Genomic DNA, 19,532 nt, shown 5'->3' with positions numbered 1-19,532 from the left:
CGCTCCGAACGGATGCGGGGCAGCTCGGTGAAGTTGTGCCGCGGCGGCGGGCAGCTGGTGGCCCACTCCAGGGAGTTGCCGTAGCCCCACGGGTCGTCGACGACGACGGGCTCGCCGTAGCGCCAGCTCTTGAACACGTTCCACACGAAGGGCAGGGTGGACAGTCCGAGGATGAAGGCCCCGATGGTGGATATGACGTTCAGCGTGGTGAAGCCGTCGGAGGGCAGGTAGTCGGCGTACCGGCGCGGCATGCCCTCGTCACCGACCCAGTGCTGGACCAGGAAGGTGGTGTGGAAACCGATGAAGGTCAGCCAGAAGTGCAGCTTGCCCAGACGCTCGTCGAGCAGACGGCCCGTCATCTTCGGGAACCAGAAGTAGATGCCCGCGTAGGTGGCGAACACGATGGTGCCGAACAGCACGTAGTGGAAGTGCGCGATGACGAAGTAGCTGTCCGTCACGTGGAAGTCCAGCGGCGGGCTGGCCAGCAGCACGCCCGACAGACCACCGAGCAGGAAGGTGATCAGGAAGCCGACCGAGAACAGCATCGGCGTCTCAAAAGTCAACTGCCCCTTCCACATCGTGCCGATCCAGTTGAAGAACTTGATACCGGTCGGAACGGCGATCAGGAACGTCATGAACGAGAAGAACGGCAGCAGCACGGCGCCGGTGGCATACATGTGGTGCGCCCACACCGCCACTGACAACGCCGCGATCGACAACGTCGCGTAGATCAGCGTGGTGTAGCCGAAGATCGGTTTACGGCTGAACACCGGGATGATCTCGGAGATGACGCCGAAGAACGGCAACGCGAGAATGTAGACCTCGGGATGGCCGAAGAACCAGAACAGGTGCTGAAACAGGATCACCCCGCCGTTGGCCGGGTCGTAGATGTGCGCGCCGAGCAAGCGATCAGCAGCCAGGCCGAACAACGCGGCGGTCAGCAGCGGAAAGACCATCAGCGCCAGGATCGAGGTCACCAGGATGTTCCAGGTGAAGATCGGCATCCGGAACATGGTCATGCCCGGGCAGCGCAGGCAGACCACGGTGGTGACCATGTTGACCGCACCCAGGATGGTGCCCAGACCACCGACGGCCAGCCCCACGATCCACAGATTGCCGCCGATGCCCGGCGAGTGGATCGCGTCGGTCAGCGGCGTGTAGGCGGTCCAGCCGAAATCAGCGGCGCCACCAGGGGTGAGGAACCCGGACAGCGCGATCAATGCGCCGAACAGGAACAACCAGAAGGACAGCGCATTGAGCCTCGGAAACGCGACGTCCGGGGCGCCGATCTGCAGCGGCAGCACCAGATTGGCGAAACCGAACACGATCGGTGTCGCGTAGAACAGCAGCATCGCCGTGCCGTGCATGGTGAACATTTGGTTGTACTGCTCGTTGGACAGGAACTGCAGTCCGGGCAGCGCCAGCTCCGCGCGGATGAACAGCGCCATCAAGCCACCGATGAAGAAGAACATGAAACAGGCGACGCAGTACATCATCCCGATCAGCTTGTGATCGGTCGTGGTCACCAGCTTGTAGATCAGATTGCCCTTGGGCCCCATACGTTCCGGGAACGGACGGCGAACCTCGAGTTGTCCGACCACAGGCGCTTGCGCGGTCATCGGATCGAGTCTTCGGCTTGGTACCCCCGCGGATTTGGATCGTCGTCATCGAAACGTCCCGCATCCATTACGTCCCATCGCACCACCGACATCAACCTCCCGCACAGACAGACCTGTCGGGCACGCTATTTCGTCGATGGGCAGTCGGGGCAGGGCCAAAGGTCCCTTACCGCAACAGATGAGCGCTGTGCGTCAGTTCGCAGTCAACGCGCTACGGTCAGCACCGCAACCCCGTGGCAGGCAGCACGGACTGCGTCAGGAACGCCACCACGGCCGTGTCAACGCACCGGTCGCCGTTGAAGACGACGGTGTGCTGGGTGCCCTCGTAGCTGATCAGTGAGGCGCCGAGTTCGCGCGCCAGGTTCACGCCGGCCTGATACGGCGTGGCGGGATCGTGCGTGGTCGACACGACGACGACCTTGCCCGGACCGGGCGACGCCGGTGCGTGCGGACGGGAGGTCGCGGGCACCGGCCACATGGCGCAGACGTCGCGCGGCGCGTAGCCGGTGTACTGGCCGTAGCTCATGAACGGCGCCAGCTGGCGCGCGCGCTGATCGGCGGCCGCCCACGTCGCGGGATCGGTCGGGAACGGCGCGTCGACGCACCGGATAGCGGTGAACGCGTCCTGCAGGGGCGCGTAGTGCCCGTTCTGATCACGGTGCTGATAATCGTCGGCCAGCAGCAGCAGATCGCCGGCGTCGCCGCCGCGCTGCAGTCCGATCAGCCCACTGGTCAGGAACTTCCAGTACTTTTTCGTATAGAGCGCGTTGATGGTGCCGGTGATCGCGTCGGAGTAGCTCAGGCCCCGCGGATCGGACGTCAGACCCGGGCGCACGGCGAGCGGATTGACCAGCTGCTGGTATCGCGCCACGAACTGCGTCGGGTCGGTGCCCAGCGGGCAGCCGACGGACTGCGCGCAGTCCGCCGCATAGTCGTTGAAAGCCGTTTGGAATCCGGCCAATTGGAGCAGGTTCTCGGTGACCGGATCGGCATTGGGGTCGACGGCGCCGTCGAGCACCATGGCGCGCACCCGGTCCGGGAACCGTTCGGCGTAGGCCGCACCCAGCTCGGTGCCGTAGGAGAAGCCCAGATAGTTGATCTGCGTCTCGCCCAGCGCGGCCCGAACCACGTCCATATCCCTTGCCGCCGAGGCGGTTCCGACATTGGCCAGGAAGCTGCTGCCCATCTGCTGCAGGCAGTCCTGCGCCGTGCGGCGGCTTACCGCTTCGATGCGCGCCACCCCGGCCGGGCTGTAGTCGACCATCGGGTCGCGGCGGTTGGCGTCGAATTCGGCGTCACTGCGGCAGCGCAACTGCGGCGTCGAATGCCCCACGCCGCGCGGGTCGAAGCCGACGAGATCAAAGCTGCGGCCGATCTCGGTGTCGGACAGGACGGCGCCCATACCCGCGACGGTGTTGACGGCCGACGCACCCGGACCACCGGGGTTGACCAGCAGCACACCGAGGCGCTGACCCGAGGCCGGGACCCGGATGACGGCCAGCTTCGCTTGCGGCCCTTGCGGATCCGCGTAGTCGACGGGGACGCTGATGTTGGCGCACCGCGCCGTCGGCAGGTCCGTGGTGTCACCGATGAAGGGTTCGCAGCCGGTCCAGGCCGGCGCCTGCTCGTAGAAGGACTGCAGGGATTCGGGGGCCGCGTGCGCGACCGATCCCGGCGCGGCGCTGATGGCCACCAGCAGTCCGACGACCCCTACCGCACACCGTCGTCCACGACCGCCCACCCGCCACATGGCAAACATGGTCGCACGGCGCGCAGCCGAGCCGAAGCCCGGTTCCGGAGGGAGACAAGCCGGCAATCAGACGGTGACCGAACAGTTATCTCCCGGCGGCGCCGAGCTTTTCGCGACTCAGCATTTCGCGCCGGCCTCGGGCACGGTCCCGTTGACCAGATAGCCGGCCGCGTGCTCGTCGACGCAGCTGTTGCCCTGGAACACCACGGTGTGCTGGGTGCCGTCGAACGTCAGCAGGCTGCCACCGAGTTCCTTGGCCAGGTCCACACCTGCCTGGTACGGCGTGGCCGGGTCGTGGACCGTCGACACCACCAGCGTGGGCGCGAGGCCCTTGACCGAAATCTCGTGGGGCTTCGACGTCGGCGGTACGGGCCAGAACGCGCAGGTGCCCAGCGGGGCGTCGCCGGTGAACTGGCCGTAGCTCATGAACGGCGCCACCTCACGGGTGCGCTTGTCCTCCGCAATCACCTTGGCGCGGTCGGTGATCGGCGGTTCGTCGACACAGTTGACCGCAACCCGGGCATCGGTCGAGTTGTCGTAGTGGCCGTCGGCATCGCGCCCCATGTAGGCATCGGCGAGCCGCAGCATGATGTCGCCGTGGCCGCCCGCCAGCTCGGTGAGACCTGCGGTGAGGTCCTTCCACATCGCCGGTGAGTACAGCGGCAGGATGGTGCCGACCAGCGCGTCGCTGTAGCTCAGACCACGCGGATCCTTTGTGGGAGCGGGCTTTTGAACCAGCGGGTCAACGAGGCTGTGGTAGACGTCGTTGACCTTGGCCGGGTCGGTCCCCAGCGGGCAGTCCGGGCTGGTCGCGCAGTCGGCGGCGTAGTTGTTGAACGCGGTCTGGAACGCGGCGGCCTGGTTGATGTCGGCTTCGATCGGATCGGCATTGGGATCGACCGCGCCGTCGAGGATCATCGAGCGCACCTTGTCCGGATAGTCCTCGGCGTACTGGGCGCCGATCCGGGTGCCGTACGAGTAGCCCAGGTAGGTCAGCTTGTCGTCGCCGAGCGCGGCCCGGATGGCATCCAAATCCTTGGCGACGTTGGCGGTTCCGACGTTCTCCAGGAACTCCTTGCCCATCTTGTCGACGCAGCGCTGCACGAATTCCTTGGTCTGGGCCTCGATGTGGGCGACGCCGGCGGGCGAGTAGTCGACCTGCGGGTCGGCGCGCTGCCGGTCGTTGTCGGCGTCGGAGTTGCACCACACCGCGGGCTTGGAGGACCCGACGCCGCGAGGGTCGAAGCCGACGAGGTCGAAGCGCTGGCGCACGGAGTCGGGAATGTTGTTGAGCAACGACACCGCCGCGCTGACGCCGGACTCCCCCGGACCGCCGGGGTTGATCACCAGGGAACCGATCTTGTCGCCGGTCGCCTTGATCCGCAGCAGCGCGAGCTGCGCGACGTCGCCGTCGGGCTTGCTGTAGTCGACGGGCACCGACAGCATCGCGCACTCGGCGCCCTTGGGGATGCGCGACTGCGAGTCCGGGGACGTGGTCTGGCACGGCGACCATTGCAGGGGCGCACCCGGCTTCGGCACCGCGCGCGTGGCGCGTCCGTCGATCACCTGGCTGCAGCCCGACGCCAGCACCAGGACCATGGCCAATGCCGATGCGCGGGCGAGACTCCCCCGTCTGAGGTTCATGGTCGACCATGGTGCCATGTGGCCTGGTCTGACCTGATGAGGGCGTTGCCACGCGCCATCAGATCACCTCGTCAGTGGCTGGCGGCGGCAACCAGTTCGTCCAACGCGGCGGCGAACTCGTCGGCCATGTCCCACAGGTCCGGGACCAGCTCCGGGCACGAGATCAGGCCGACGTCGAGCGTGCCGTTGAGCGACATCACGGTGATGTTGAGTCCGGACCCGTGGAACAGCGGGCCCAGCGGGTACATCGCCTTGACCTCGGCGCCGAGCATGTACAGCGGATCCTGCGGGCCGGGCACGTTCGAGACGACGAGGTTGTGCACGGGCTTGGCCTCCGCCAGGCCGGACGCCGCGAAAACCCGCATCGCGGCCCCGAACACCGACGGCGCGGCGAACTGCGACCAGTCCTGCAACAGCGTCGCGCTGATGGCCGAACTGTGTTGTTTGGCAACGGTGCTCGAGTCGGCGATGGCGCGCAGGCGCTCGGCCGGATCCTCGATGGTGGTCTCGAGTTTGGCGAACATGCCCGACACCTGATTGCGGCCCGGGCGGTCGGATTTGCCGTGCACCGACACCGGGCACATGGCCACGAGGGTGGAGTCCGGCAGTGCGTCGCGCTCGGCCAGGTAGCGCCGCAGCGCGCCCGACACCAGCGCCAGCACGACGTCGTTGACCTTGACGTGGAAGTGGTTCTTGACGGTCTTGATGTCCGCCAGGTCCAGCTGGGCGAAGGCCACGTTGCGGTGTGCGGTGACGTTGACGTTGAAGGCCGTCTTGGGCGCGGCGAACGGTGCCGCCATGGTCAGGCCCTTGGCCGCCCGGCGGACGGTGTCGATGACGGTGGTCGCCGTCGAGGGCAGCACGCCCGCCAGCTTCAGCGGCCGGGTGAAGTACTTGACCGCGCCGCCCACCGCGATCTCGAGTTCGGAGGCGGTGCCGGCGCCCGCGACGGGCTCGGGTGCCGGCGCATCCGGCTCGAGCGTGCACAGCTGCGACATCAGGTTGGCGCCGGTGACGCCGTCGATGCCGGCGTGGTGCATCTTGGTCATCACGGCGAGCCGGCCGCCGTCGTGGGCGTCGATGCCGGCGATGTTCTCGATCACCCACATCTCCCACAGCGGGCGGCTGCGGTCCAGCTGCAGCGCGGCGATGTGCCCGCAGATCTCGGACAGCTCGACACGCCCGCCCGGGCCTGGCAGCCCTATCCGGTGCAGGTGCCGGTCGATGTCGAAATCCGGGTCCTCCACCCACACCGGGTGGTCGAGGTTCAGCGGCGAGTCCGCCAGCTTCTCGCGGAACTGCGGCATGGCGGCGATGCGCTCGCTCAGCGTCTGCCGCATCTTGTCGAAGGTGTAGCCGCCCGGAATGGTGGCGGCGTCGAGTTCCAGCACGGCGCACACGTGCAGCGGCTGCGCGGCGGTCTCCAGATAGAGGAAGCTGGCGTCGAGTCCGCTGAGCCGTTGATATCCGGGCATGGGCGTGATCGTAGGCGGCTCTCTTTACCCAATGTGAGGCATTCCACTTCACGTGTCGTTCACCTTGGGGGTGTGGTGGTGGCAGACTTGACCCCGTCAAACGTCCCGGGGACCCGATATGGGCCTCGAGGTTCGTACCGACCAACACATTTGAGGACGACGATGTCTGATCAGGTTTACGGCGCTGCCCCGGAGTCTGTCTGTAAGACCCCGCGAACCAAGATTCGTACCCACCACCTGGCGAAATGGAAGGCCGAAGGCCACAAGTGGGCCATGCTCACGGCCTACGACTACTCCTCTGCCCGCATTTTCGACGACGCCGAGATTCCCGTCCTGCTCGTCGGCGATTCGGCGGCCAACGTGGTCTACGGCTACGACACCACCCTCCCCATCACCATCGACGAGCTGATCCCCCTGGCCCGCGCGGTCGTCAAGGGTGCCCCGCACGCGCTGGTGGTCGCCGACCTGCCGTTCGGCAGCTACGAAGAAAGCCCGCGGCAGGCGCTCGCGACCGCGACGCGCTTCATGAAGGAGACCGGCGCCCATGCGGTCAAGCTGGAGGGCGGTGAGCGGATGGTCGAGCAGATCGCCGCGCTGACCCAGGCCGGCATCCCCGTCGTGGCCCACATCGGTTTCACCCCGCAGAGCGTCAACGGGCTCGGCGGTTTCCGCGTCCAGGGCCGCGGTGAAGCCGGCGACCAGACCATCCACGACGCCATCGCCGTCGCCGAGGCCGGCGCCATCGCCGTCGTCCTCGAGATGGTGCCGGCCGAGCTGGCCACCCAGATCACCGGCAAGCTGACCATCCCGACCGTCGGCATCGGCGCCGGTGCCAACTGCGACGCGCAGGTGCTGGTGTGGCAGGACATGGCGGGCATGACGGCGGGCAAGACCGCCAAGTTCGTCAAGCGCTTCGGCGATGTCGGGGCCGAATTGGGCCGCGCCGCACGGCAATACGCCGCCGAGGTGGCCTCCAGCGTGTTCCCCGCCGAGGAGCATTCCTACTGAGTACGACTGTGAGGGCTGTGCAGGCAATTCCGCGAAAATGCCTGCGCAGCCCTCACACTCGTCGTCAGGCGAATTCCGGCTTGCGCTTGCCGACGAAGGCGCCGACGCCCTCTTTGCCGTCCGCTGACCCGGCGCACTTGGCGATCAGCCGGCCCTCGCGTTCCAGCTGGGTCTCGTAGTCGGCGCCGTACGTCGTCAGCAGCAGCTGCTTGACGGCGGCGTTCGAGCCGCGGGCCTGCGTGGCGACGTCGGCGGCCAGGGCGTCGAGCGCGGCGGGCAGCTCGGCGTCCGGCACGACGCGCGTGACCAGACCCCAATCGGCGGCCTCGGCCGCGGTGAGCACGCGGTTGGTGATCATGAGTTCCTGGGTGCGGCGAATACCGATCAGCCGCGGCAGCACGTACGACGATCCGCCGTCGGGGCTCAGACCGGCCTTGGTGTACGCCATGGTGAACGACGCGGACTCGGCGGCGAGCACCAGATCGCCCGAGACACCCAGCGGGAAGCCCGCACCGGCGGCGACGCCGTTGACGGCCGTGATCAGCACGGCGTCCATGCGGGCGAACGTCGACATGGCGCGGTGCAGGTCGTCGGCGATGCCCTTGACGAACGCGCCCGGGTCCTCGGCGGCAGCCATCGCCTTGAGGTCGCCACCGGCGCAGAAGAACCGGCCGGCACCGGTCAGGGTGACGACCTTCACCGCGGCGGTGTCGCACAGCGCGGCAGCGGCCGCCAGGTCGCGGGTGAGCGCGTCGTTCATGCCGTTGGCCGCCTCGGGCCGGTCGAGCACGATATTCACGACGGCACCGGACTGGGCGAACTTCAGGGTCTCGAATTCGGTCATGGGTCAAGACGTTATCGGCAGCCGATCACGCACAGCGATATGGCAGGCTGATGGCAGCGTTGGTACTGCCCGTCCCGGGTCGCAAATGAAGGTGAACATGGCCGCTGGCAAGCGTAAACCGTCCCGCCACACCGAGATTGAACGCAAGTTCGCGGTGGTCGACAGCACGGTGTCCCCGTCGTTCGACGGATTGTCCGCCGTCGGCCGGGTCGAGCAACTGCCCGTCGCGCATCTCGACGCGGTGTACTTCGACACCCCGGATCATGATCTGGCGGCACACAAGATCACCCTGCGCCGGCGCACCGGCGGCACCGACGCGGGCTGGCACCTGAAGCTGCCCGCCGGCGCCGACGCGCGCACGGAGGTTCGGCTGCCGATCACCGCGGCGCGCGAGAGCGTGCCCGACGAACTGCGCGACATCGTGCTGGCCATCGTGCGCGACCGCGCACTGCAGCCCGTCGCCCGCATCGAGACCGAGCGCACCGTCTCGATGCTGTACGCGCCCGACGACACCGAGCTGGCCGAGTTCTGCGACGACCGCGTGACCGCCACGGCGGGCGAGTCGCTGCAGAACTGGCGCGAGTGGGAGCTGGAGCTGGTCGGCGACGGTTCGGAGGGCGCCGAGTCGGGCCCCGAGCTGCTCGACCGGCTGGCCAACCGGCTCTTCGACGCGGGCGCGAAGCCGGCCGGGCACGGGTCGAAGCTGGCCAAGGTGCTCGCCGCGGCGCGGGGCGCGGATGCGCCGCAGCAGGCCCCCGAGCCGACGGACAAGGTGCACCGCGCCATCGCGGCGCACGTGTCCGAATTGATCGACTGGGACCGCGCGGTGCGCGCGGACACCTTCGACTCGGTGCACCAGATGCGCGTCACCATCCGCAAGATCCGCAGCCTGCTGCAGGAAACCGGCAATCTGGGCGACCGCGAGTGGGTGCTCGAGGAGCTCAAGCTGCTGGCCGCCGTGCTGGGCACGGCGCGCGACGCCGAGGTGCTGGCCCAGCGGTACGACGACGCGTTGAAGGGACTGGCGCCGGAGCTGGTTCGTGGGCAGGTGCGCGAGCGTCTGGTCGACGGTTCGCAGCGGCGCTACCAGTCCGGGCTGCGGCGGTCACTCACGGCCATGCGGTCGGAGCGGTACTTCCGGCTGCTCGATGCGCTCGATGCGATCGTCGTCGACAACACCCAGCCGGCCGCCGCCGACGAGGACGCGCAGCCGGTGACCGTCGGCGGCGCCTACCGCCGCGTCCGCAAATCGGTGCGGCGGGCCGAGGCCGCGGAGGCCGCCGGCGCCGAGGACAGCGAGGAGGCGCTGCACCGAATCCGCAAGGGCGCCAAGCGGCTTCGCTACACCGCCGCCGCCATGGGCGAGTCGAAGGTGGCCGACTGCGCCAAGGACATCCAGACGCTCCTGGGTGACCACCAGGACAGCTACGTGAGCCGCGGGCATCTGGTGCAGCAGGCCGAGGCCGCGCACGCCGCGGGCGAGGACACCTTCACCTACGGCATCCTGTACCAGCAGGAGGCCGAGGTCGCCGAGTACGCCCGGCTGCAATTGGACGCCTCGCTCAAGGCCCTCGCGCGGGCGATGCGCAAGGTCAAGAAGTAGCGGGGCGGACGAGCTGGCCTGTAAGCCGGACATTGCCTTCCGGCATTTCTCCCTGCTCACCGGCGTGTCACGAGTGGCTATTAGCAGGTGGCGGCATTCCTCTACAGTCCAGAGGTGCTGTCCGTCCTAAGGCGGCCACTAGTGGCAGAGAGTGGTGCTGTACGTTGTGGCTGCGTAGCGCGCGGTTAACACCCTCTCACTCGGCGTCAACTAGCCGCGGACCTGCATTCAATGGGTTAGGCGCTTGGGAATCGCCTCATCAGTTCCACAATCTGTTGGCCCTGTAACTCAATAGTGGAGTTGCCTTGGCGGACGTGGAAACGGCCGTCCCATGATGTTGGGTTAACACCCGCCTCAGGGCGAAGCGTCCATATCAAATAGCCTTTATAATCGAATAGAGTCAGCGACTCAGCAAGTTTCGATGCAAATGTTCCCTCAAGCTTGGATGCCTTGATTCGATCAACTAGCCAGCGGAGATGTTGGTCGCGGTTCCGACCGAGCGCAGTCAATTCGTGCTGAGTGCCCGTCACGTGATATTCACCAACTTTAATCGAGTCGACCCCATAGATCTCAGCGATTCGTGCGGCATCTGCGGGACGGTCTGCAACCCCAATAATAACAAATCCACGGACGCCTGGGCCCTTGTTGGCCATCGCCGAAGCTGTCCGAAGAATACCCTCAAATGCGTCGTCGTCGAATTCTTTAGTATGGTCCAACCGGGTAAATCCTTGCTTCAACTCAAAAAGCGCCTGTTCGGTCAGCGCCATCTGAAGCTCAATCTCGAAGTCCGTAGCGGTCTGGCGGGCACGCTCTGCCACCGGATCATCGGATTGCTCAAAGTAGGGCCGCAGCACGGCTTTCACCGAGTCAAACAGCGGCCGCTTCCTGTTGGCTCCCCAGTTGCCGCCACCAGCGGGTATCGTCAGGTCCCGGTCCCAAAAGTGATCAAACTCATTCGCGAGCGCATGCAGGTCTTTGACGCGAAGGTTCTCGACAAATAGTAGTTCGTATAGAGCCACAAAAATGGCATGAAAATATCTTGGGATTCCGCGCGGGTTCTGTTGGGTGATCACCAGGGAAGCCCAAGCTTGTCCCGACGATTCAATGATCTCTTTGATCAAATCAAGCGTCTTTATGAAGTTGTTCTCAATAACATCAGCGCCAAGGGTGTTCAGTCGGGCTGCGACAGTACCAGCCGATGCCGTGGCATTCGATTCCCGGCCGTACGCTGAATTCCTGTAGGCGGTTCCGCTAACAGCCATCGGATCGAGAATCACGTCTAGCAAGAGATCGAGAACTAGCTCCTCGTCGCGCGACTCTCGAACAGAATCCTTGTCTAGAATTCCATTACTTACCCAGAAAATCGATTCGTCCCGGATCCCGTAGGGTAGGTCACGATTTGTGATGCTGATTTTCGGCATTTCGCCCAGAGGAAGAACTTCCGAAAGTGAGACATCGCCGCGGACGCTCGCACTAATGCGCCTGACTAAGTCTGCTAATTGCGACGTGACACCGGCTTGGCGGATTTCTTGCAGCGACAGCTTGCGACCGGAAGAGTTTATACGCCTAAATACTTCGTCGACAGATTCTTCTGTCGCGGATCTATACGTGGAGACTGGGAGCTGATAGTTGACGATTGCCAAGCACGTCGATCGATCCAGCTTAGGTTCTTTTTGAACCAACTGCCCCTCGTCGCGTTTGAACTTCGTATCAGCGAGGGTCTCAAGGTCAAAAAAACCGCCCTCATAAGTAAACTCATTTTCCAGGAAGGAAAAGATTGCATTCAATCGTTGCAAACCATCGATGATTTCCAACGCCGAGGGCTGCGCTGATGAACTTTCTGCCAACAAAACCAACGGTATTGGCAAATTCTTTCGCACGGAATCGACCAAGGACTGCTTTTCCTCCACTGACCACACAAGCTTCCGCTGATAGCGGCGATTAACGACAAAATCTTGCCTTACATACTGCGTATATAAACTTTGGAGACTTTGTCCGAGAACCGTCAACTCAGTGCGTTCAGCGCTAGCCATGTATCGGCATCCTAGTCAGTCCATTTATTCTTGCCGTATCAACTCGCCGTAAACATATCGCCAAGTCTGCCTGATTGCGCGCGCAGGCGTGCCACTGGTGCGCATGTGGCGTTGACTCGCTGTTCACCCAGAAGCAAGTCCGCCGCTACACGTCGACGATTGCAGTCGACCAGGATACCTAGACGTGCGGCCGGAGCGGCCGACATCAGTTCACGGCCACTCGGATTTCATTGCGATTTCTCTGTTGCCGCCTCAGGGTGCTGTTCACCACCTTCTGCGACTCCCCGGACGCCTCGCGGATCTCGCGTGTCCTGATGGCTCGGAAGGTCCGCGAACCTTGAAGTCAGCCACTTGCCCCAGTGGTAATGACAGGGGCGGACGAGCTGGCCTGTAAGCCGGATTCTGTTCCCCGCCACCATTACTGATGGTGAGGCGGCGACCATCCATCTGGGTACACCGTCGCCGGGTACCTCGAGCGGCCTACCCGCAGGCTCGGGCGAGCAGCCCTCGGGCACCTGCGCGGGCCGCAACCAGGTTGCGGCCTTCTTGGCCTTGCTTCGGGTGGGGTTTACCTAGCCACTCCGGTCACCCGGAATGCTGGTGCGCTCTTACCGCACCGTTTCACCCTTACCGTCTGAGTCCTAAGGCTCAGACGGCGGTCTGTTTTCTGTGGCACTGTCCCGCGAGTCACCTCGGATTGCCGTTAGCAATCACCCTGCTCTGTGAAGTCCGGACTTTCCTCGAAACCTCTCGGTCCCGCGGCCGCCCGGCCAACTCGTCCGCGCCGATACCATATCAGCTGGTCAGAGCGCCGCGACCAGCGAGTCCAGCATCACGATCACGCCGTAGGCCAGGAGCAGCTGCTTCAGCCAGCGCGGCCCGTCCCGACGGGTGCGCGCGACCGCCAGGGCGAGGCCGAACACCACGATCACCGGCACCGTGATCGCCCAGGCCGACCACACCTTCTGCGGGCCGTACACCAGCAGTGCCGCGGCCGGCCCCAGCGACCAGTCGCCGGAGGTGGCCAGTGAGTTGCCCATGGCGTCGGTCAGGACCTGGACCGCCTCGACGCTGCCCCACAGCAGGCACAGACAGGCGGTCACCAACAACATCGACTCCGCGGCCAGCCGGATGTCGAGCCGGTGTTTGACCACCTGGTGACCTCCGATCAGTGCGTGCGGCGCAGGACGATCAGATTGTCCCGCAAGACGGCGGCTTCGCCGGTAGGGCCGATCGCCTCGCGTTCCACAGTACCGACGTGCTGCGGCTGCCAGCCATCGTCAGGCAGGCCGAGCTCGGCGACGACCTCGTCCGCGGGCTGAAAGTGGTGGTCATGGATGTGTTGGGACGCCCAGGGCGGCGCCTCACCGTGGTCGACGATCAGCAGCGTGCCGCCCGGAGCGACGGCCGCTGCCGCCTGCTGCAGTATTTGCCGGCGCTCCAGATGAACCGTGGAATGCAGGAACTGCGCCGACACCAGATCGAAGCTGCCCGCCGGGAAACTGTGCGACAGGTCGTGGTGCTGAAAGTCGATGCGCCCGGCCACTCCCCTGGCCTCGGCCGCGCTGCGCGCCCGGTCGAGGGCGTTGGTGGCGATGTCGACCGCCACCACCTCCCAGCCCTGGGTGGCCAGCCAGATCGCGTCGGCGCCCTCGCCGCACCCCAGATCCAGTGCGCGGCCCGGGGGCAGCTCGCCGGCGATCTTCGCGAAGTTGGCGTTGACCCGGCCGCTCCACATCTGCGGCTTCTCGGCGTACCGGCCTTCCCAGTGCTCTTGCGGTGTTTCAGTTGCGGACATCGGATTCCTCCTGCTGATCGAAGACGGGCCAGGGCATGACGGGAAGGCCGAACTGGTCGTGCAACAGACTCTGCACGATCGCGGCGGCCGCGGCGGAACCGGCGGCGATCGCCGAGGCCACCTGGGGCATCTGTGCGCAGACGTCGCCCGCGGCGAAGACGCCGGGGACCGAGGTGCGGCCGAACTGGTCGACCACCACGGCATCGACGACGACCGGACCGGGCGGAGCGATCCGCACGCCGAGTTGTGTGGCCAGGTCGGTCCGTTGCCGCAGCGCGCTGGCCACGAGTGCGCCCTCGCGTTTCAGTTCGTCGCAGTCGGCGAACACGATGGCTGCCAATGCGCCTTCGCGCGAGGCGAATTCGCCGATTTTGCGCTCATCGACCTGCACACCGGCGTCGGCCAGCGCGCGGTACTGGTCGTCGTCCAGTCCGGAGGGACCGTTCGTGACGACGACGATGTCGTCGGTCCAGCCGCGCAGCATGAGGGCCATGTGCATGGCCCGGTCGCCGTCGGCGAGGACGGCCAGCGCCTGATCGCGCGCTTCCCAGCCGTGGCAGAACGGACAGTGGAACACCGATCGCCCCCAGTGGTCGTTCAACCCAGGGATGTCGGGTGCCTCGTAGTGCATGCCGCCGGCCAGGAGTATCCGCTGGGCGTGGTGCACGGAGCCGTCGGCGAGTTCGAGGCGGAACGTCGGGCCGTCGTGCGCCGTTGCGCCGGTCACCAGACCGTCGACGACCTGGACCGACGGGTACTCGGCAAGCTCGCGGCGGCCGTCGGCGTACAGTTCCGCCGGCGGTCGTCCGTCGTGGCCCAGCAGTCCCCCGATGCCGTGTGCCGCGCGATTGCTCTGCTCGCCGGCGTCGATGACCAGCGTTCGTCGCCGGGCGCGGCCGAGCACCAACGCGGCGCTCAGCCCCGCCGCGCCGCCCCCGACGACGACGCATTCCCATTCGTTGTTCATGACACCGACCTTGCCGGGCGATGCCGAAAATGCCAAGCTGATTTGCCATGCAGGCAAACCCTGAGGACGACGACATCGAGGCGCGCGTCCGGCGGCGGCTGCGGGAACTGCGCACGCAACGCGGCATGACGCTGGAAGACGTTGCGCGCGCGGCCGATATCGACATCTCGACGTTGAGCCGTCTGGAATCGGGCAAGCGCCGGTTCGCGCTCGACCATCTGCCCCGGCTCGCCGCGGCGCTGTCGATCAGCACCGACGAACTCATGCGCGCACCCGAGGCCGAGGACCCGCGGGTCCGTGGGTCATCACACACCCGCGGCGGCATCACCTACTGGCCGCTGACCCGCGGCGGGCCGGCGGGCGGTCTGCACACGTTCAAGATCCGCGTGAGCGCGCGGCGGCGCACGCCACCGGCCGAGTTGCCGGTGCACGACGGCCAGGAGTGGCTCTACGTGCTGTCGGGCAACCTTCGCCTACTGCTGGGCGAGCGCGACTTCACCATCAAACCCGGTGAGGCAGTGGAGTTCTCGACCTGGACACCGCACTGGTTCGGCACCGTCGACGGCCCGGTCGAGGCGATCGCCATCTTCGGGCCGCACGGTGAGAAGCTGCACGTGCGCAACTGACCAGGATTCGCCCCGCGAATGTGCACTCAGATCGCTGGTTCGGCGATTTTCTCGCTCTGCGCGCACACTCGCGATGCAAGCGCCTTAGTTCGCCGGGTACGCCGGTGCCGGGAAGACGCCGCGCAGGATCCAGGGGAACCAGGTGAGGCCGTGCTCCAGCTCGTCGCTGCCGTCGTAGTCGGGACTCGGGTCGAAGCCGTTGTTGCCGCCGCCCTCCTTCTCGTCGCGGTGCGGCGGTTCGGGCAGCTGGCCGTACACAGCGACGACGACGGTGCGGTCGAGGCTGTTCTCGGACCACACGCCCATCTGGTTGTTGGCGCAGTTGGACATGATCTGCTTGATGACGGGGTCGTAGTACCACTGGTTGATCAGCTCGACTCCACTGATCGCGAGTGCCGGGTTGGTGGCCACCGTCTGCGCCACCGGACCGCCCCGGTAACCCGCCTGCTCGGCCCGCATCTGAGGCGTGGAGCCGTCAGATCCGATGTCGCCGTCCAGGTTCCGGTTGGCCATCATGTCCTTGGCCTGCCGCTCCGCGGCCTGCTGCAGCTGCGCATTGACCGCGATGTCGTTGGTGCATCCCGCCTGATGTTGCACGGTGTAGACGTTCGACACGACAGAATCGTTGAGCCGCTTGTTGTTCGGGATGAGGGTGTTGCCGTTGTCAGCGTGCGCGAGCGGTACGCAGAGCACGGCGCCCAGCGGCACGACCGCCAACACCGACAGCACCCATTGCCGACACCTCATGTTGAATTCCTTTTCGTCAGGGATGCACACCGGGCGGCGACTGGTAATGCGCCGCAGAGTTTCTCAGCTGCCAGATCTGCCCGGGGCACAGTTCGTTGACAGCCTGCGAGATGAGGTAGGACGCCTGATAGTCATCGTCGGTGTTGAAATCGCCTCGTACGTCACCCATCACCTGGGCGAACGGCTGACCGCCTGCCACCTTGTCGCAGATGCCGTAGCCATAGCCCAGTGCCGCATCGGCATTGGGAAAGTTGTAACCGGGCCGCACCGTGACGCCGATCAGGTACGCAGTCGCGTCGGCATGGGCCGCCGCCGGCGCGAGCACCGCCGGTACCGATAGCGTCGCCGCGGCGAGAAACCCACATGTCCACCGTCGAATCATGGTGCTCACATCGGGTCGAATTGCGAGATGAGCCAATGCCCCTCGACCTTGTCGAGAGTCACACGCACGCTCGACGCGGTACTCGTCGGGGCGCTGTCGCCGATGATCATCGTCTGATCCACGAACAGCATCACGACCGCATGGTCGGGTGTCGCCTTGGTCCACGCGGCTGCCGGCACGGTGGCGACGGCCGAGATCTTCTTCTGTTTGGACCCGGGTATCACCACATCGCGAGTGAGCGACGTGTACGAGTTGAGGAAGTTGCCGGTCATGTACTTCTTGGCGGCTTCCAGGTCCTTGTCGACCGTCTCGGGCTTGTACGACAGCAGCGCGATGGTGCCGTCGGTGGCCGCCTTCGTGGATTCCTTTTTCGCCGTGTCGGTTTGGGCCAGCGATACGTCTTTCCACTGCAGGTAACCGGCTGCCCCACCGAGCGCGAGGATGGCAGCGGGCAGCAGTCCGTAGACGGCAACGTTCGCCCACGCGACGCGGCGCCGCCCTGCGGCAGGCGCCGCGTCGGTGGTTTCTGCGGCATTGGTTTTTGTGACACCGGCCTCGGCCGCTTCGTCCAGCTCATCGACCGAGGCTGTTGATTCAGCGGTCTTTTCAGCGGCGACGTCAGCGCCGCGGGACTTCATCAGTTTCACGGCACAAACTCCACGTTCGACACCTTCATCACATCACCGACTTTCTGCACCGCGAGGCGCATCCGCCATTCGCGTGGTTGTTGATCCGGCGCACCGACATTTGAGGTTTTGACCGCCACCGCGACCAGCACCTGCGCCGAATCCCCCGACTCCGATTCCAGCCCGGCCTCGGTGATCGTGCCGGTGGACGTCGACTTCGCTTCCTTGACGACCTTGATGAAAGGTGCTGAGCGCCTGGCGAAATCGTCGTAGAACTCGCCTGTCGCACTGTCGAGGATGCGCTGCACGTCGGCGTCGGCCCGTTGCCAGTCGATGGTCGTCAGGTTCAACGCGCCTTGCCGGGCGGCCTGAACGATCTGGGTCTGCCGCTCGTCGGCTTGCACGGCGCGGTGCGTCCGCATCGACAACCACCCGACCAATGCGCTCAGCGCGACCACCAAGACCAGCCCGACGACCGCCGCGATCCGGCGCACCCGCTTCGGCTTCGCGGGCTCGGCGACAGGTTGATCGACACCGTCGGCATCAACGGCGTCCTCGGCGTCCAGCTCGTCGATGCCATCGATGTCGGGGGCGAGGACGGCGACCCCGCCGCAGTCGGTCAGCTCCCCGGCTGCGGCGTCATCATGCTTTGCCATGTCTTCTCCTTCGGAGCCGTGTGGGCCAAATCGGCTTGGGTATAGGTCTTTCCGTCAGGGCCGATGTACGACCCGCTGGCCGGGTCGTACTCGGCCACGGCGACCGGAGGCGGTGGCGGCGCACCAGCCGACGGGGCCGTGCCCGGCCGCAGTTGCGGCACATCCTGCCCGGTCCAGGTGGCGTTGGGATCGCCCTTCCAGTTGTAGCCGTCGCCCAGCGGCACGTACGGCTCGTCGCTCTCGCACTGTTTGACGGTCGCGGCGCGCTTGCCGGGCACCGTCTCGCACGGCAGGTTCTTGGCACCACGCACGTTGAACATGCCGTCCTGCGGTGTCCGGCAGTACAGCTCGCCGGCCGGGAGGTCGGGATAGTCCTCCAGCGCCGGGTTTCGCATCTGTTGCGCCGGCAGGTACCCGGTGGTGCATGGCGGCGGCAGGTTGAGGTTCAGGTTGAAGCTCAGGTACGCGCCCTTGTACGCCTGCTTCGTGTCGCGGTTCGCCAACGTAACGCCTTGCGCCGCTTCCGTTGTGCGGGGCAGCAGCACCAGGAGTTGTTCGAGGTTCGGCTGGTAGGTGATCGCCACCTTGTTGATGGACACCAGGTTCTGCAACAGGATCGGCAATGACGGACGCAGCCGGTTGAACAACTGGCCCATCTCGCCGAACGCCGGGCCGCCCTTGTCGAGCAGGGTGCCGACGGCCTTGTCCTGTGCCTGCAGTTCGCCGGTCACTGTGGCGAGGTTCGCCGCCCACGCCTGGATGGCACCCGAGGTGTTGTTCTGCGAGTCGAGCACGGGTTTGACCTGATCGATCAGGCTCAGCAGCGGGTCGAGGTTCGCGCGTGCGTCGATGGCGAGCTGACTGCCGCCCTTGACGATGTGCGACAGCTCCGGCCCCAAACCACCGACGGCCGTGGCCGATTCGTCGATGACCGTCTTGAGATTGTCCTTGGGCACCGCCTGCAGACCCTTGGTCAGCGAGTCGATGACGGTGTTGATGTCCGGCGGCACCGAGGTGTGCGCCAGCGGGATGACGTCACCGTCCTTGAGCGGCCGAGAATTCGCGCTGCGCGGCGTCAGGGACACGAACTGTTCACCGATCGCCATCTGGCTGTGCACGTCGGCCTGCACGTCGGACGGGATGTCGGTGCCCGAGTTGAGCGACAGCTCCGCCTGCACCCCGGTGGGCGTCAGCCCGACGGACTGCACCCGGCCCACCACGGTGCCGCGGTAGGTGACGTTGCCGGTGGCATACAGGCCACCGGTCTCGGGCAGCTCCATCTTGACCACGTAGCGCCCGATACCGAACAGCTTGGCGGGCAACTGCATATAGATCAGGCTCATCATCGTCACCGCGACCAGGGCGACGAGGGCGAAGATCGCGAGCTGAATTCTCACGCGTTTGTCGAGATGCATTTACGGCCCCTGATCCCAGCGGTACGGAATGGTCAGCGGATTACCCGGGTTGTTCGGCCCGCCGGCGGTGCACGGGCTCGGGAACTGGCCGATGGTGCGGCCCCACTGCAGTTCCAGCTCGGTCAGGTCGCACTCCCAGCGGGTACCGGTGAAGAACGCCTGATCGATGCGGCTGAGGGTGAGGTCGACGATCGCGGTGAGGTTCGCGTAGTCGCCGCGCTGCCACTTCTCGATGGTGTCGCTCGGGAACGGCACCGTGGGAATGAAGCTCAACGCCCGCGTCATGGCCGGCCCGGCGTTGGCGAGCTGTTCGAGCGTCGGCCCCAGATCACGTAATTC

The 19,532-nt window shown here is 65.8% G+C and carries 17 protein-coding genes, 1 other RNA gene and 1 pseudogene; 3 read left to right on the top strand and 16 right to left on the bottom strand.

Going from position 1 to position 19,532, the window contains the following annotated elements; all coding sequences use genetic code 11:
* The 4 genes from ctaD to H289_RS0129300 form a co-directional block, all read right to left on the bottom strand.
* Positions 1-1,619 (bottom strand): aa3-type cytochrome oxidase subunit I (ctaD, locus tag H289_RS0129315; protein WP_036421810.1); only part of this gene is annotated, 1,619 nt, incomplete at its 3' end.
* 217 nt (positions 1,620-1,836) lie between these two features.
* Positions 1,837-3,378, bottom strand: a complete 1,542-nt coding sequence (locus H289_RS0129310; RefSeq protein WP_051128636.1) for an alpha/beta hydrolase — start codon at positions 3,376-3,378, stop codon at positions 1,837-1,839.
* Between the two features lie 108 nt (positions 3,379-3,486).
* The gene (locus H289_RS0129305) at positions 3,487-5,013 is read right to left on the bottom strand and encodes an alpha/beta hydrolase (protein ID WP_036421801.1); all 1,527 of its coding nucleotides are present in this window, start codon (positions 5,011-5,013) and stop codon (positions 3,487-3,489) included.
* A gap of 71 nt (positions 5,014-5,084) precedes the next feature.
* A complete protein-coding gene (locus tag H289_RS0129300; protein WP_020104427.1) occupies positions 5,085-6,488 on the bottom strand; it encodes a WS/DGAT/MGAT family O-acyltransferase in 1,404 nt (467 codons plus the stop codon).
* 162 nt (positions 6,489-6,650) lie between these two features.
* Between H289_RS0129300 and panB the strand changes: the two genes are divergently transcribed.
* The gene (panB, locus tag H289_RS0129295) at positions 6,651-7,496 is read left to right on the top strand and encodes a 3-methyl-2-oxobutanoate hydroxymethyltransferase (protein ID WP_020104426.1); all 846 of its coding nucleotides are present in this window, start codon (positions 6,651-6,653) and stop codon (positions 7,494-7,496) included.
* Positions 7,497-7,560: 64 nt separating this feature from the next.
* Here panB and H289_RS0129290 read toward each other — a convergent pair whose 3' ends face one another.
* Positions 7,561-8,340: an enoyl-CoA hydratase/isomerase family protein gene (locus H289_RS0129290; RefSeq protein WP_020104425.1), complete on the bottom strand. Its 780-nt coding sequence runs from the start codon at positions 8,338-8,340 to the stop codon at positions 7,561-7,563.
* A 97-nt stretch (positions 8,341-8,437) separates the two neighbouring features.
* Here H289_RS0129290 and H289_RS0129285 point away from each other — a divergent pair, with 97 nt between their 5' ends.
* Positions 8,438-9,943, top strand: a complete 1,506-nt coding sequence (locus H289_RS0129285; protein ID WP_029105920.1) for a CYTH and CHAD domain-containing protein — start codon at positions 8,438-8,440, stop codon at positions 9,941-9,943.
* A 236-nt stretch (positions 9,944-10,179) separates the two neighbouring features.
* On the opposite strand, the gene H289_RS0129280 is transcribed toward H289_RS0129285, so the two are convergent.
* The 5 genes from H289_RS0129280 to H289_RS0129265 all read right to left on the bottom strand — a co-directional run bounded on the left by H289_RS0129280 (position 10,180) and on the right by H289_RS0129265 (position 14,741).
* On the bottom strand, positions 10,180-11,976 hold the full coding sequence (locus tag H289_RS0129280; RefSeq protein ID WP_029105919.1) for a DUF262 domain-containing protein: 1,797 nt from the start codon (positions 11,974-11,976) through the stop codon (positions 10,180-10,182).
* A 375-nt stretch (positions 11,977-12,351) separates the two neighbouring features.
* An RNA gene (gene rnpB / locus H289_RS32150) (RNase P RNA component class A) lies at positions 12,352-12,754 on the bottom strand.
* A gap of 25 nt (positions 12,755-12,779) precedes the next feature.
* Positions 12,780-13,130: a hypothetical protein gene (locus H289_RS0129275; RefSeq protein WP_020104422.1), complete on the bottom strand. Its 351-nt coding sequence runs from the start codon at positions 13,128-13,130 to the stop codon at positions 12,780-12,782.
* Positions 13,131-13,144: 14 nt separating this feature from the next.
* Positions 13,145-13,774: a class I SAM-dependent methyltransferase gene (locus H289_RS0129270; RefSeq protein WP_020104421.1), complete on the bottom strand. Its 630-nt coding sequence runs from the start codon at positions 13,772-13,774 to the stop codon at positions 13,145-13,147.
* Complete coding sequence (locus tag H289_RS0129265) at positions 13,761-14,741, bottom strand: NAD(P)/FAD-dependent oxidoreductase (RefSeq protein WP_020104420.1); 981 nt, start codon at positions 14,739-14,741, stop codon at positions 13,761-13,763. Before H289_RS0129265 ends, H289_RS0129270 begins: the two co-directional genes overlap by 14 nt.
* A gap of 47 nt (positions 14,742-14,788) precedes the next feature.
* Between H289_RS0129265 and H289_RS0129260 the strand changes: the two genes are divergently transcribed.
* Entirely contained in the window at positions 14,789-15,367 is a 579-nt protein-coding gene (locus tag H289_RS0129260; RefSeq protein WP_020104419.1) for a helix-turn-helix domain-containing protein, read from the top strand.
* 84 nt (positions 15,368-15,451) lie between these two features.
* On the opposite strand, the gene H289_RS0129255 is transcribed toward H289_RS0129260, so the two are convergent.
* The 6 genes and pseudogenes from H289_RS0129255 to H289_RS33535 form a co-directional block, all read right to left on the bottom strand.
* Positions 15,452-16,114 carry a CAP domain-containing protein gene (locus H289_RS0129255; RefSeq protein WP_081633582.1) on the bottom strand — a complete coding sequence of 221 codons (663 nt, stop codon included), beginning with the start codon at positions 16,112-16,114 and terminating at the stop codon, positions 15,452-15,454.
* Positions 16,115-16,130: 16 nt separating this feature from the next.
* The gene (locus H289_RS0129250; protein ID WP_036421805.1) at positions 16,131-16,496 is read right to left on the bottom strand and encodes a DUF732 domain-containing protein; all 366 of its coding nucleotides are present in this window, start codon (positions 16,494-16,496) and stop codon (positions 16,131-16,133) included.
* Positions 16,497-16,501: 5 nt separating this feature from the next.
* Positions 16,502-17,143 carry a hypothetical protein gene (locus H289_RS0129245; protein ID WP_020104416.1) on the bottom strand — a complete coding sequence of 214 codons (642 nt, stop codon included), beginning with the start codon at positions 17,141-17,143 and terminating at the stop codon, positions 16,502-16,504.
* Positions 17,140-17,778 (bottom strand): Rv1363c family protein, encoded by a 639-nt coding sequence (locus tag H289_RS0129240; RefSeq protein ID WP_029105924.1) that lies wholly within the window; start codon positions 17,776-17,778, stop codon positions 17,140-17,142. The genes H289_RS0129245 and H289_RS0129240 overlap by 4 nt, the downstream gene beginning before the upstream one ends.
* Positions 17,742-19,193 (bottom strand): MCE family protein, encoded by a 1,452-nt coding sequence (locus tag H289_RS0129235; RefSeq protein WP_020104414.1) that lies wholly within the window; start codon positions 19,191-19,193, stop codon positions 17,742-17,744. The genes H289_RS0129240 and H289_RS0129235 overlap by 37 nt, the downstream gene beginning before the upstream one ends.
* Positions 19,194-19,532, bottom strand: a pseudogene (locus H289_RS33535) (mammalian cell entry protein); the annotation flags it as partial.

This window comes from Mycobacterium sp. 360MFTsu5.1 (assembly GCF_000383495.1).
GTDB classification, from domain to species: Bacteria; Actinomycetota; Actinomycetes; order Mycobacteriales; family Mycobacteriaceae; genus Mycobacterium; species Mycobacterium mucogenicum_B.
This window is presented reverse-complemented; position numbering and strand designations above follow the sequence as displayed.